The sequence below is a fragment of the uncultured Pluralibacter sp. genome (assembly GCF_913775985.1).
Classification (GTDB): Bacteria; Pseudomonadota; Gammaproteobacteria; order Enterobacterales; family Enterobacteriaceae; genus Pluralibacter.
On sequence record NZ_CAJYMB010000060.1, the window covers coordinates 1 to 13092 of the forward strand.

Consider the following 13092-nt stretch of genomic DNA (forward strand, 5'->3'; position numbering starts at 1 on the left):
CAGAAGGCCGCTACCGTACGCAACCACTGCGAGGTCGCCCCGGACGTGACGGCAGGGACAGGGAAGGCGTAATGAATAAAGAGAAACGGCTGGCGATCCTTACCCGCCTGCGCGACAACAATCCGCATCCGACGACAGAGCTGCTGTTTACTTCGCCGTTTGAACTGCTCATCGCCGTCCTGCTCTCTGCGCAGGCCACCGACGTCAGCGTCAATAAAGCCACCCGCAAGCTTTACCCGGTAGCCAACACGCCCGAAGCTATGCTGGCGCTTGGCGTGGACGGCGTTAAAGCCTATATCAAAACCATCGGCCTGTTTAATAGCAAAGCTGAAAATGTAATTAAAACCTGCCGCATCCTGATCGAACAGCACGGCGGCGAAGTGCCGGAAGACCGCGCCGCTTTAGAAGCGCTGCCGGGCGTCGGGCGCAAAACGGCTAACGTGGTGCTCAATACCGCCTTTGGCTGGCCGACGATTGCCGTTGATACGCACATTTTTCGCGTCTGCAACCGCACTCATTTCGCGCCGGGTAAGAACGTCGAGCAGGTAGAAGAGAAGCTGCTGAAAGTGGTGCCCACTGCGTTTAAGGTCGACTGCCACCACTGGCTGATTCTGCACGGTCGCTATACCTGCATTGCCCGCAAGCCGCGCTGCGGTTCCTGCCTGATTGAAGATCTGTGCGAGTTTAAAGAAAAAACCAGCCTGTAGTACTCGGGGGCAATCGCCCCCACGCACCCAAATGCGTAAATATCCGATTGCCGCGCGTTAAAATTCATTCTCCTTTTCCCCACCGCTTACCCGCTCAGCGGGTTAATTGTTTTTTTATCAGCAAAAAATTCTATAGAAATGTGATCTTGTTCACATGGGAATTTTCAGGTTAATGCGATGTAAAATAAAAGCGAATGATTCATTACATAAGACGCGGGTATGCATTTTTTAAACAGATATTGCTCCACTTTTTTTTGAAAAATTGGTCCTTATCACTGTCTTTTAGGCTAAATAGCAGAACATATGACACCTGAGGGATGTACCGCACTTAAAACCAGTCAAAAAAACTACAAGAATGCAAATGGTAAAATTTAACGCTAAATAACATTTATAAGAACGGTGGATTATAACGCCGGCGTTATATGTAACAGAATATGACAAAGCCCTTGTGTCATCTTTCAGGATAGGGAACATTACTTCCCGTTTCTTGCTACGAGAATAATTATAAGGCCGATAGCCTGTATAAAATCGCGCCGCTGTGCCCTGTTTTTAAGGGACGAAAAAAAAGAGGTCTAAGTGTCTACTGCAAACAACAAATCAACTGAAAACATCAGCATGAACGCGTTTAAACAACCAAAAGCGTTCTATCTCATTTTCTCCGTCGAGCTCTGGGAGCGTTTTGGGTTTTACGGCCTGCAAAGCATCATGGCCGTCTACCTGGTTAAACAGCTGGGTATGTCGGAAGCCGACTCCATCACCCTCTTCTCCTCCTTCAGCGCGCTGGTATACGGTCTGGTGGCTATCGGCGGCTGGCTGGGTGATAAAGTGCTGGGCACCAAACGCGTTATCGTATTGGGCGCGATTGTGCTGGCTATCGGTTACGCGCTGGTAGCGTGGTCCGGCCACGATGCGGGAATTGTCTACGCCGGGATGGCGACCATCGCCGTGGGTAACGGGCTGTTTAAGGCAAACCCTTCCGCACTGCTGTCAACCTGCTACGCGAAAGACGACCCGCGCCTGGACGGTGCATTTACCATGTACTACATGTCCATCAACGTCGGTTCATTCTTCTCGATGCTGGCAACGCCCTGGCTTGCAGCCCACTACGGCTGGAGCGTGGCGTTTGCGCTGAGCGTGGTCGGCATGATTATTACTGTTATCAACTTCCTGTTCTGCCAGAAGTGGGTGAAGCAGTACGGTTCCAAGCCTGACTTTGCGCCGGTAAACATCGGCAAGCTGCTGGCAACCATCGTCGGTATTGTAGTACTTGCCGCTGCCGCCACCTGGCTGCTGCACAACCAGGGCATTGCCCGCATGGTGCTGGGGGTTGTGGCGCTGGTTGTCGTGATCATGTTTATTAAAGAGACTGTTGGCCTGAAAGGTGCCGCGCGCCGCAAAATGGTGGTGGCTTTTATCCTGATGCTGCAGGCTATCGTGTTCTACGTGCTGTACAGCCAGATGCCAACCTCGCTGAACTTCTTCGCTATCCGCAACGTTGAGCACGCTATTCTGGGGATTACCTTCGAGCCGGAGCAGTTCCAGGCCCTGAACCCGTTCTGGATCATGATTGGCAGCCCGATTCTGGCGGCCATCTATAATAAAATGGGCGATCGCCTGCCGATGCCGCACAAGTTTGCTATCGGAATGATCCTCTGCTCCGCCGCGTTTCTGGTCCTGCCGCTGGGCACCAAATTCGCCAGCGACGCCGGTATCGTCTCGGTTAACTGGCTGATTCTGAGCTACGCCCTGCAGTCTATCGGTGAACTGATGATCTCCGGTCTCGGCCTGGCGATGGTTGCACAGCTGGTCCCGCAGCGCCTGATGGGCTTCATCATGGGCAGCTGGTTCCTGACCTCCGCGGGTGCTGCGCTTATCGCAGGGCGCGTCGCTAACCTGATGGCGGTGCCTAACGACGTTACCGACCCGCTGCAGTCGCTGCACGTTTACGGCCACGTGTTTATGCAGATTGGCATCGCTACCGGCGTTATCGCACTGCTGATGGTGTTTACCGCGCCGAAGCTTAACCGCATGACGCTGGAAGACGAAGCCGACGCGCAGGCAAAGAAAGCCGCCGCGCTGTAATCGACTAAGAAAAAAAGAGTAAAGTGAGCCGCTGAGCATTCAGCGGCTTTTTTTTTGCCGCCGTTCTGCCAGGATAGAAAGCACTGTTACGGTCCCTAAGGAGTTTGTTATGAAACTGTTTTACAAGCCCGGCGCCTGTTCCCTTGCCTCCCACATTGTCCTGCTGGAAAGCGGTATGGACTTTTCGCTGGTCGCCGTTGACCTGAGCAATAAGACGCTGGAGAACGGCGATAATTATCTGTTGATCAATCCCAAAGGACAGGTGCCCGCCCTGCAGCTGGATGACAATACCCTTCTTACTGAAGGCGTGGCGATTATGCAGTACATTGCCGACAGCAAGGCCGACAGACAGCTGCTGGCACCGGTCGGCAGCATTGGCCGTTACAAAACCATCGAATGGCTTAACTACATTGCTACCGAGCTGCACAAGGGCTTTTTACCGCTGTTTCATCCGCAGACGCCGGAGGAGTACAAGTCTCTCGCCCGCGCCATGCTGGCGAAGAAATTTGCGTGGGTTGAGGAGTCGCTGGCGGGCGGTGAATGGATCAGCGGTTCGCGATTCACCATCGCCGATGCCTATCTGTTTACCGTGACCCGCTGGGCGCGGGCGCTGAAGCTGGATATTGGTGAAACTCGCTATATCAACGCCTACATGGAGCGCGTCGCGGCACGTCCGGCAGTGGCCGCAGCCCTTAAGGACGAAGGACTGCACTGATCGGCTGAGACAAAAAAGGCGTGGAGCAATCCACGCCTTTTTTCGTTATATGCTTGCGGGAAGGTTACTTCCAGCACACCAGGCAGTAGTTTTTCTTGCCGCGGCGCAGCAGCGTATAGCGGCCGAACAGGCGATCGCCGTCAACGAAGATGTATTCCGGATCGGTCTGCTTTTCGCCGTTAACGGTGACAGCGTTAGACGCAATGGTCTTACGCGCCTGCCCGCGGGACGGCTGCAGTTCAGAATCCACCAGCGCCTGCATCAGGTCAGCGCCCTTCTCCATTTCTACCATCGGCACGCCGTCCTGCGCCAGTTGGGCGAAGTCATCCTCGCTCAGCGAACCCAGATCGCCGTTAAACAGGCTCTCGGTAATGCGTTTTGCCGCCGCCAGGCCTTCTTCACCGTGAACCAGGCGCGTCACGTTGTCTGCCAGCACGTACTGGGCGCGCGGCGCCTTGCCGCTGTTTTTGTCTTCTTCTTCAAGGGCGTTGATTTCCGCGATGTCCATGAAGGTGAAGAACTTGAGGAAGCGGTAAACGTCCGCGTCCGCGGTGTTGATCCAGAACTGGTAGAATTTGTACGGGCTGGTTTTCTTCGGATCCAGCCACACCGCGCCGCCTTCGGTCTTACCGAACTTGGTGCCGTCTGCCTTGGTGATCAGGGGAACCGTCAGGCCAAAGACCTGGTTCTGATGCAGGCGGCGGGTCAGGTCGATGCCGGAGGTGATGTTGCCCCACTGGTCGGAACCGCCAATCTGCAGCGCAACGCCGTGCAGCTTGTTCAGGCAGGCGAAATCGTAGCCCTGCAGCAGGTTATAAGAGAACTCGGTAAAGGAGATGCCCTGATCGTCGCGATTCAGGCGCTGCTTTACGGCTTCCTTATTGATCATCTGGTTGACGGAAAAATGCTTGCCGATGTCGCGCAGGAAGGTCAGCACGTTCATGCCGCCAAACCAGTCGTAGTTGTTGGCCGCGATAGCCGAGTTGCTGCCGCAGTCGAAGTCGAGGAACGGCGCAACCTGCTTGCGGATCTTCGCCACCCACTCCTGCACGGTGTCTTCGGTATTGAGCTTGCGCTCCGCCGCCTTGAAGCTCGGATCGCCAATCAGCCCGGTCGCGCCGCCGACCAGCGCAACCGGCTTGTGGCCCGCTTCCTGGAAGCGTTTCAGGCACAACAGGGGAACGAGATGCCCCAAATGCAAGCTGTCAGCGGTGGGATCGAAGCCGCAATACAGCGCGATCGGGCCCTGCGCCAGACGCTCTGCTAACGCTTCCTCATCCGTCACCTGGGCCACCAGGCCCCGCTCCTGCAATTGTTTAATCAGGTTACTGCTTGCCATCAAAATCTCCATGTATAAAACAGACTGCACCTTAGCCGGTACACGACGTTTCGCCAGTTGCGAAAGCCTAATAGCATAAAGCGCCGGAACGGGTTGTACCAGCGCTTACAGCAACAAAAATGGGTAAATCAGGGCGCCAGACGATCGATTTTCCAGCCGTCGCTTTCGCGCTGGTATAAAAAGCGATCGTGCAGCCGGTGCTCACCGCCCTGCCAGAACTCCATCTGGTTAATGCTGATGCGAAAACCGCCCCAGAAGCTCGGCAGCGGCACGTCGCCCTGCTGGAATTTTTGCTTCAGCTCGAGGAATTTGCTTTCAAGAATACCGCGAGCCGAGATGCGGGTGGACTGCTGGGATACCCAGGCGCCGATCTGGCTGTCGCGCGGGCGGCTGTGGAAATACTTCATCACCTCGAGGGTTGAGAGACGCTCGGCAGTACCGGTCACCATCACCTGGCGGTCCAGCGTATTCCACGGAAACAGCAGATTTACGTGAGGATTGTGTTCAATTTGGTGCGCCTTGCGGCTACCGAGGTTGGTATAAAACACAAACCCTTTTTCATCGTAATGCTTGAGCAAAACGATGCGCTGGTAAGGCTGGCCGCTTTCATCAACCGTTGCTACGACCATGGCAGTAGGATCGGCCAGTTTAGCCTCACAGGCATTGCCCAGCCAGCGCTCAAAGAGCGCGAGAGGCTCCGCCGGAAGATCGCCGCGGCGCAGGCCGCCGCGGGTATATTCACGGCGCAGCGACTCAATATGTTTTAGGTCATCATGATCAGACATGTCAGTGTATCCGTTGTCCTGAGGTGACCTTATTGTGCGCCGCGGCCGCTAAAATCTCAACGCTTCGGATTCTGCAGCTGGCAGTTGTCGAGAACGACGCGATCGTGCTTGTAGACGGTGGCGCTGTCGCCTTTAGACCAGAAGACATAAATGCCGTCAGTGTAGCGGGCGCCGGATGCGGAAAGGCCCTGCTCAAGGGTCAGCGGCTTGTTATCGTAGACGAAGCTCACCTGCTGGCGGCTGTTATCAAGCTTAACGCTAAGCGGTTTATCGCCGCACTGGTATTCCAGCGTGTCGGTATGCATGCGGTCCATCATCTGATGGTAATAGCTGCAGCCGCTCAGCAGCACGGGAAGCGCGAGGAGAAGTATTTTTTTCATTTATTTGCCTTAAAACTGTCCTGACCCGGAGGGCAACGGCCCTCCTGTAACCGCGCCAGTTTACCACCGGCGCGCCAGGGCTCAGTCAGTTAACTCTGATTCTGCACGCGATTCGCGGGAAAAATAGCCCCGAGCACCGTAGGTGCCGACGCGCCGGTGACGGCAGGAAGGTTGCCCGATAACCCTGACAGCGTGCGCCAGGCGAGCCACGCAAAGGCCAAAGCCTCCATATCATCCCCGCTGATACCGGCCTCATCGGTGGTGGTCACTTCGGTGCCGGGCAGCAGGCACGCCAGGCGCGACATCAGCAGCGGGTTGCGGCTGCCGCCCCCGCACACCAGTAGCCGCTCGCAGCCGCCGCTGAGCAGCACCTGCTCGCTGATGGTGACGGCGGTTAATTCCGTTAAGGTGGTCATGACATCCTGAGGTGCCAGCCCCGGATAGCGCACCAGCAGGCGCTCCAGCCAGCCGTAGTTGAAGTATTCGCGCCCGGTGCTTTTGGGGGCCGGAAGCGCAAACCACAGATCGCTCAGCATATCCTGCAGCAGCGGCAGAATAATCTTGCCGGTGTTGGCCCACTCTGCATCTTTATCATAGGGCTTGCCCTTCTGGCGCCAAATCCAGGCATCCATCAGCATATTGCCGGGGCCGGTATCGTGCCCTTTGACCGGCAAACCCGGGAAAAGCAGCGACAGGTTGGCGATGCCGCCGATATTCAGCACGATCCGCCGCTCAGTCGGATGCGCCAGCAGCGCCTGGTGGAAAGCGGGCACCAGCGGCGCGCCCTGGCCGCCCAGCGCCACGTCCCGGCGGCGAAAGTCGCCGACAACGGTAACCCCGGTTTGGGCGGCAATGATGTTATTATCACCAATCTGTAGCGTATGCGGCGCGTCACCCTGCGGCTCGTGCCAGACCGTTTGTCCGTGACAGCCGATAGCCACTACATCGCTCGCCGCCAGCTGCTCCTGCTTCATTATTGCGGTAACAGCATCTGCGAACAGGTGCCCGAGCCGGGTATCCAGCTGCCCGAACTGGGACAGTGTTAGCTGCTGCCCCTGGCAGACCGCGAGAATAGCCTCTTTGAGCGCCAGCGGAACGGGATAGCTCAGACTCGCCTGCTGGGCCACGACGTTGTCATCAATCACGGCCAGCACTACGTCTACACCGTCCAGGCTGGTCCCCGACATTACGCCAATAAAGCGGCCGGAATTCATATGCTTTCCCTCGTAAAGTGACAGTGAGTGACACTCAAGCATAAAGTCACTATCAAAGCTATGTCCTGTGAAGGAAATTTAGCAATTTGTGTCATTAATTTTTTTCACCTTTTCCGCCAGGACTGCTATAACTCACTTGTTTACGCATTGTTAGGCACTTAAGAAATACAATTCGTGTCATATCGTTGCGCTAGCGGTAACCTGTAGCGCACAAATGCCTTATAATTGTAAAGATGGATGCTCGCAAGGGCGTTTCTTGGTGAACAGGAGATTCATTAATGATTTTACGTGTATTAGCCGTTTCAATGGTAGGCCTGACCCTTGCCGGTTGTGTTAACGACAGCAGCCTGTCCGGAGATGTTTACTCTGCCTCTGAAGCAAAACAGGTGCAAAATGTAACTTACGGCACTATTGTCCATGTTCGCCCGGTAAAAATTCAGGGTGGTGATGATACCAACGCCATCGGCGCCATTGGCGGCGCGGTTCTGGGCGGCTTCCTCGGTAACTCTGTGGGCGGCGGTGCCGGTCGTAAGCTTGCTACCGCGGCAGGTGCAGTTGCCGGCGGTGTTGCGGGCCAGGGCGTACAGGGCGTGATGAACAAGTCTAACGGCGTCGAGCTGGAAATCCGTAAAGACGACGGCAACACCATCATGGTTGTGCAGAAGCAGGGTGATACCCGCTATGCCGTGGGCCAGCGCGTCGTGATGGCAAGCAACGGTCGCGACATTACCGTATCGCCTCGGTAAGCTTTCGTGATGTGATGACAATAAAAAAGGCCTTGTTCTACAAGGCCTTTTTTAGTTTCTGACGGCTATTGTGCTTTCGAATGCAGCTCATTGATATTGTGCTCAAGACGCTGTATTAGTCCCAGCAGGAGCTCCACTTCGTCAGAAGAGATGCCGCTCAGGATCTCCCGACGCGTGTGGCAAATAACCTCTTCCATCTCTTTGATCAGCGGTTCTGCCTTTTCCGTCAGCTTGATGCGCTTTGCGCGACGGTCGTTAGCGCAGGTCTGCCGGGAGATGAGTCCCTTCTCCTCCAGCTGGTCGAGGGTGCGCACCAGCGAAGGTTGTTCGATGCCGATCGCTTTCGCCAGCTGTATCTGCGATTGCTCCGGCGGAAGCTGGTGAATATTGTGCAGCGTCACCCAGTGTGTCTGCGTTAACTCCAGAGGTCGCAGGCGATGGTCGATAAGCGCCCGCCATATGCGGACTAATCTGGCCAAATCAGAGCCCAGTGGCGATTCCAATTTCATCTCCTTATAATTAGCTTGCTAAGCTATTATGCTAATTTTAGAATAGTGTGCAGCATTTAAAAGCTCAAAACAAATGTATTGACGTCTCCTGTGGACAACGCAATGATTTATCATATCGACGATTTTACCGCGAACCCCACCTGTTTCCGTACTAACGAATTCGCAAAGGACGCTTTATCGTGGCTCTGATCCCTGACATCTCAGGATTTCCCCTGACGGACCTTATCGTCGGATCGCAAATTTATCTCCCGCCGCTGTTCAAGGCGGTACTGCTCGGTTTTCCCGTCTGGCTGCTGGTCCACCGCCAGCTTCGCGACTGGATGTATGCGGGTGACGTCTGGCATCCCCTGCTGATGGATCTCTCTTTTTTCGCGCTCTCAGTGTGCCTGAGTCTGGGCCTGATCATCATCCTGCAATAAAAATCCTATGAAAAAACTAAAATATCTTTCTACGCTGCTGGTTGTGGCAGCTGCGATTTTCGCTGTCTGGCTGGTCTGGAACTACTATATGCAGTCGCCGTGGACACGAGACGGTAAAATTCACGCCGAGCAGGTCAGCATCGCGCCGCAGGTATCCGGCACTATTACCTCACTCCGGGTTAAGGACAATCAGCTGGTGAAAGCCGGCGAAACGCTGTTTCAGATAGATGACACGCCCTACCGCATCGCGGTCGCCAACGCGCTGGCCCAGCAGGCCAAGGCAAGCTCTGATCTGCTTAACGCTCAGTCTTCGGTGGCCAGAGCGCAGCACGAAGCCCGACGCCGCCAGAACCTGCCGAAAAACTTTATTTCCGCCGAAGATCTTGATACCGCCAATATCGCGGTACAGTCGGCTCAGGCGACCGAACAGGCGGCGCGCGCCAGCGTAGACGCTGCGAAGGCGGCGCTGGACCGCGCCCGCTGGGAACTGTCACAGACGGTGGTTAAAGCCCCGGTGGACGGCTGGATAACGAACATGTCAACCCGCACCGGCGACTATGCCACCACCGGCTCGCCGCTTTTTGCGCTGGTAGACAGCCACTCCTTCCACGTTATCGGCTACTTTGAAGAGACCAAACTTCGCCATCTCAAGCCCGGCGATATTGCCCACGTGGTGCTCTACAGCAACGGCACCAGGTTACAGGGTCACGTTTCCAGCATCGGGCGGGCTATCTTCGATCAGAATACCGGCACCGACGGCACGCTAGTCGCGGACATCAAGCCCACCATTCCCTGGGTGCGGCTGGCGCAGCGCGTCCCGGTACGCATCGAGTTTGATACCGTGCCTGCGGGACTGGTGCTGGTTTCAGGGACCACCTGTACCGTCTACATCGGCGATAAGTGATGAATTTCTCCGTCACCTCCTGGCGGTCTCTGCCCTGGATTAAGGCCACGCCGCCGCAGTGGCGCTATGCGCTGCGTAACGGCATTGCCATGTGCCTGGCGCTGAGTTTCGCCTACTACATCAATCTGGACGAGCCTTACTGGGCAATGACCTCCGCCGCGGTAGTCAGTTTCCCCACCGTGGGCGGCGTCATCAGTAAAAGTCTGGGGCGTATCGCCGGCAGCCTGCTCGGTGCATCGGCGGCGCTGCTGATTGCCGGCCTCACCATGACCGATCCGTGGCTGTTCTTGTTCAGCATCTCCGCCTGGCTTGGTTTCTGCACCTGGGCCTGCGCCATGTATACCAATAATGTCGCCTACGCGTTCCAGCTGGCGGGCTATACCTGTGCCATTATCGTCTTCCCGGTGATTAATCTGGTGGATGTCAATGAACTCTGGGATATCGCCCAGTCGAGGGTCTGCGAGGTTATTGTCGGGATCTTGTGCGGCGGGTTGATGATGATGATCCTGCCCAGCACGTCGGATGGCACGGCCCTGATAACCGCGCTGAAAAACATGCACGCCCGCATTCTCGAACACGCGAGCCTGATGTGGCAGCCGCAGATGTCCGACAATATGCGCACCGCCCACGAAAGCATGATCGGGCAGATTTTAACCATGAACCTGCTGCGCATTCAGGCATTCTGGAGCCACTACCGCTTTCGCCGGCAGAACAGCCTGCTGAACTACCTTCTGCACCAGCAGCTTCGCCTGACCAGCGTTATCTCCAGCCTGCGGCGAATGCTGCTCAACTGGGAAACCCCGCCCGAAAACACCCGCGACGTGATTGATGCGCTGTTAGAAGCGCTGGCCAAACCGGACGCCGAACCTTACAGCATCGCCCGGATCATCGCCCCGCTGGCCCCGAAAGATCCGCAGGATTTCCGCCATCTCGCCTTCTGGATGCGGCTGCGCTATTTCGTGCGTATCTACTTAGCTTCAAAACGCTGGCTGCAGCGGCTGGAGAATGCCAGCGCCATCACCGAATTTAACGTACCGAAAGCGCCCGCCCTTTCCCGACGCACAGACTACGCGGAGGCGCTGCTTAACGGCGTGCGCACCTTCTGCGCGCTGGTGTTTATCGGCGCCTGGAGTATCAGCACCCAGTGGTCGTCAGGCGCCGCGGCCCTGACCCTGGCAGCTATTTGCTGCGTGCTGTATTCCGTCTCACCATCGCCCTACAACTCGCTGACGCTGCTGCTGCGCACTCTGCTGCTGCTCTCGCTATTCAGCTTTATGGTTAAGTTCGCCATTATGGTGCAGGTCACCGATCTGTGGCAGTTTTTGCTGTTCCTGTTCCCGCTGCTGACCACCATGCAGTTGCTCAAGCTGCAGATGCCGAAATTTGCCGGGCTGTGGGGGCAGCTTATCGTGTTTATGGGATCGTTTATCTCGGTGACCGATCCGCCGGTCTACGATTACGGTACGTTCCTGAATGATAACCTGGCCAAAATTCTCGGCGTGGGCCTGGCGTGGATGGCTTTTGCCATTCTTAAACCCGGATCTGACGCCCGCAAAAGCCGTCGCCACATTCGCGCCCTGCGCCGCCAGTTTATCGATCAGCTCAGCCGGCGTCCGCAGCAGAGCGAGCACCAGTTTGAGTCGCTGGTCTATCACTACATCAATCAGCTGAGCAGCAGCCGCGATGAGGTATCGCGCCGCTGGCTGCTGCGCTGGGGGATTGTGCTGCTTAACAGCTCGCACGTTGTGTGGCGGCTGCGCGACTGGGAAGCCCGCGCCGACCCGCTATCGCAGGTGCGGGATTTATGCATTACGCTGCTGCGTAACGTGATGAGCGAGCGCGGCGTCCAGCAGCGTCCCCTGGCGTCGGCGCTCGCTGAACTGCAGCGTATTTACACCGCGCTGGGCCATCACCACCAGCCCGCGGCGCGCGAGCTGGCGGCAATTGTCTGGCAGCTCTACTGTTCGCTGTCCCAGCTTGAACAGGCGCCGGTTGAGGGAACGCTGACGGAGCGGATTACTTAATCACTCCGCAGGCATAGCGCGCCCCGCCGCCACCTAGCGGTTTCGGATGATCGGACATGTTATCGCCGCCGATGTGCACCATCAGCGCTTTGCCTTCTATCTCGCTGATTTTTTTCAGCCGCGGCGCGGTAACAGGATCGGTGGCTTTGCCGTCATTATTGACCACCAGCGCCGGGAGATCGCCGAGATGGCCGTTTCCTTCCGGCCCCTCATGTTTGCCGGTATTGTGCGGATCGAAGTGGCCGCCCGCGGCTTCCGCAGCGGTGGCTTTTCCCTCTTTCAGCGCGGGCTGGCAGCTGCCGTTGGCGTGAACGTGAAAGCCGTGCTCGCCGGGCGGCAGCGCCTTCAGGTTGGGCGTAAACGTCAGCCCCTTGTCGGTTTCGCTGATGGTCACTTCACCAATGGACTGCCCCACGCTCTGGGACGTCACCAGGTTCATTTCCACCGTGGTACTGGCGGCGCAGGCGCCGCCGGAGAGGGTTAAAGCAAGCAGGGTCAGGGTTATTTTTTTCATAACTTCTCCACATTAACAGTAAGTATGCTTACTCAGTGTAATCCAGAGCCCGGCCCCTGCCCGGCGCGTTGCGCCTTAAATTTACGGTACGTCGTATCCCAGCGCGGCTTTACGAATGCGGAACCACTGCTGGCGGCTCATTTCCAGCGCCTCCGCGCCGAGGGCCGAACGCACCCGCTCTATTTTACCGGAGCCGATAATCGGCAGCGGCTTCGACGGCAGGCGCAGTACCCAGGCGTACACCACCTGCTCGATGCTCTCCGCGTTCATCTCCTGCGCGACCTGCGCGAGCTCGTCGCGCAGCGGCTGGCATCCATCATCGTTAAACAGCCGCCCGCCGCCGAGGCACGACCACGCCATGGGTCGAATGCGCAGCTGCTGGAGTTGATCGAGCGTGCCGTCCAGCAATAGCGGCTGGTGAACCGGAGAGATCTCCAGCTGGTTAGTGGCCAGCGTAAAGGGCAGGCGCGACTGCAGCAGCGAGAACTGCGACGGCGTAAAGTTAGAGACGCCAAAATGGTGCACTTTGCCGCTCTTGTGGAGATCGATAAAGGCTTCCGCCACTTCGTCGGCATCCATCAGCGGATCCGGGCGGTGGATCAGCAGCAGATCCAGGGCATCTACGGCAAGGTTCTTCAGCGAGGTCTCGGCGCTGTGAACGATATGGCTGCGGTCGGTAATGTAGTGGCCAATCTGGTTTTCCGGACGCGCGGTGGTGGCAATGCCGCATTTGCTGACCACCTCCATTTTTTGG

At 56.8% G+C, this 13092-nt stretch carries 14 protein-coding genes; 7 read left to right on the forward strand and 7 right to left on the reverse strand.

Going from position 1 to position 13092, the window contains the following annotated elements; genetic code table 11:
• Window positions 1-71: 71 nt before the first annotated feature.
• The 3 genes from nth (at window position 72) to gstA (ending at window position 3504) form a co-directional block, all read left to right on the forward strand.
• Entirely contained in the window at window positions 72-707 is a 636-nt protein-coding gene (gene nth, locus QZ766_RS07110) for an endonuclease III (RefSeq protein ID WP_297199450.1), read from the forward strand.
• 576 nt (window positions 708-1283) lie between these two features.
• Window positions 1284-2789: a dipeptide/tripeptide permease DtpA gene (gene dtpA, locus QZ766_RS07115; RefSeq protein WP_297199412.1), complete on the forward strand. Its 1506-nt coding sequence runs from the start codon at window positions 1284-1286 to the stop codon at window positions 2787-2789.
• 109 nt (window positions 2790-2898) lie between these two features.
• Window positions 2899-3504 carry a glutathione transferase GstA gene (gene gstA / locus QZ766_RS07120; protein ID WP_297199415.1) on the forward strand — a complete coding sequence of 202 codons (606 nt, stop codon included), beginning with the start codon at window positions 2899-2901 and terminating at the stop codon, window positions 3502-3504.
• Between the two features lie 64 nt (window positions 3505-3568).
• Here gstA and tyrS read toward each other — a convergent pair whose 3' ends face one another.
• The 4 genes from tyrS to anmK all read right to left on the reverse strand — a co-directional run bounded on the left by tyrS (window position 3569) and on the right by anmK (window position 7222).
• Window positions 3569-4843, reverse strand: a complete 1275-nt coding sequence (tyrS, locus tag QZ766_RS07125; RefSeq protein ID WP_297199418.1) for a tyrosine--tRNA ligase — start codon at window positions 4841-4843, stop codon at window positions 3569-3571.
• Window positions 4844-4971: 128 nt separating this feature from the next.
• The gene (pdxH, locus tag QZ766_RS07130; RefSeq protein WP_297199421.1) at window positions 4972-5628 is read right to left on the reverse strand and encodes a pyridoxamine 5'-phosphate oxidase; all 657 of its coding nucleotides are present in this window, start codon (window positions 5626-5628) and stop codon (window positions 4972-4974) included.
• Between the two features lie 56 nt (window positions 5629-5684).
• Complete coding sequence (gene mliC / locus QZ766_RS07135) at window positions 5685-6008, reverse strand: C-type lysozyme inhibitor (protein WP_297199424.1); 324 nt, start codon at window positions 6006-6008, stop codon at window positions 5685-5687.
• A gap of 89 nt (window positions 6009-6097) precedes the next feature.
• Entirely contained in the window at window positions 6098-7222 is a 1125-nt protein-coding gene (gene anmK, locus QZ766_RS07140; RefSeq protein WP_297199427.1) for an anhydro-N-acetylmuramic acid kinase, read from the reverse strand.
• Window positions 7223-7500: 278 nt separating this feature from the next.
• Here anmK and slyB point away from each other — a divergent pair, with 278 nt between their 5' ends.
• Entirely contained in the window at window positions 7501-7968 is a 468-nt protein-coding gene (gene slyB / locus QZ766_RS07145) for an outer membrane lipoprotein SlyB (protein ID WP_297199430.1), read from the forward strand.
• Between the two features lie 65 nt (window positions 7969-8033).
• On the opposite strand, the gene slyA is transcribed toward slyB, so the two are convergent.
• Window positions 8034-8477 (reverse strand): transcriptional regulator SlyA, encoded by a 444-nt coding sequence (gene slyA, locus QZ766_RS07150; RefSeq protein ID WP_297199433.1) that lies wholly within the window; start codon window positions 8475-8477, stop codon window positions 8034-8036.
• A gap of 179 nt (window positions 8478-8656) precedes the next feature.
• Between slyA and QZ766_RS07155 the strand changes: the two genes are divergently transcribed.
• From QZ766_RS07155 to QZ766_RS07165, 3 genes are read left to right on the forward strand one after another with little or no spacing between them, the layout of a single operon-like run.
• Window positions 8657-8896, forward strand: a complete 240-nt coding sequence (locus QZ766_RS07155; protein ID WP_297199436.1) for a DUF1656 domain-containing protein — start codon at window positions 8657-8659, stop codon at window positions 8894-8896.
• 7 nt (window positions 8897-8903) lie between these two features.
• Window positions 8904-9800: an HlyD family secretion protein gene (locus QZ766_RS07160; protein ID WP_297199439.1), complete on the forward strand. Its 897-nt coding sequence runs from the start codon at window positions 8904-8906 to the stop codon at window positions 9798-9800.
• Window positions 9800-11824, forward strand: a complete 2025-nt coding sequence (locus QZ766_RS07165) for an FUSC family protein (RefSeq protein WP_297199442.1) — start codon at window positions 9800-9802, stop codon at window positions 11822-11824. Before QZ766_RS07160 ends, QZ766_RS07165 begins: the two co-directional genes overlap by 1 nt.
• Here the strand turns inward: QZ766_RS07165 and sodC are convergent.
• Window positions 11817-12338, reverse strand: a complete 522-nt coding sequence (gene sodC / locus QZ766_RS07170) for a superoxide dismutase [Cu-Zn] SodC (protein WP_297199445.1) — start codon at window positions 12336-12338, stop codon at window positions 11817-11819. The genes QZ766_RS07165 and sodC overlap by 8 nt on opposite strands.
• Before the next feature lie 81 nt (window positions 12339-12419).
• Window positions 12420-13092: aldo/keto reductase (locus QZ766_RS07175; protein ID WP_297199447.1), on the reverse strand; the 673-nt coding region annotated here is incomplete at its 5' end.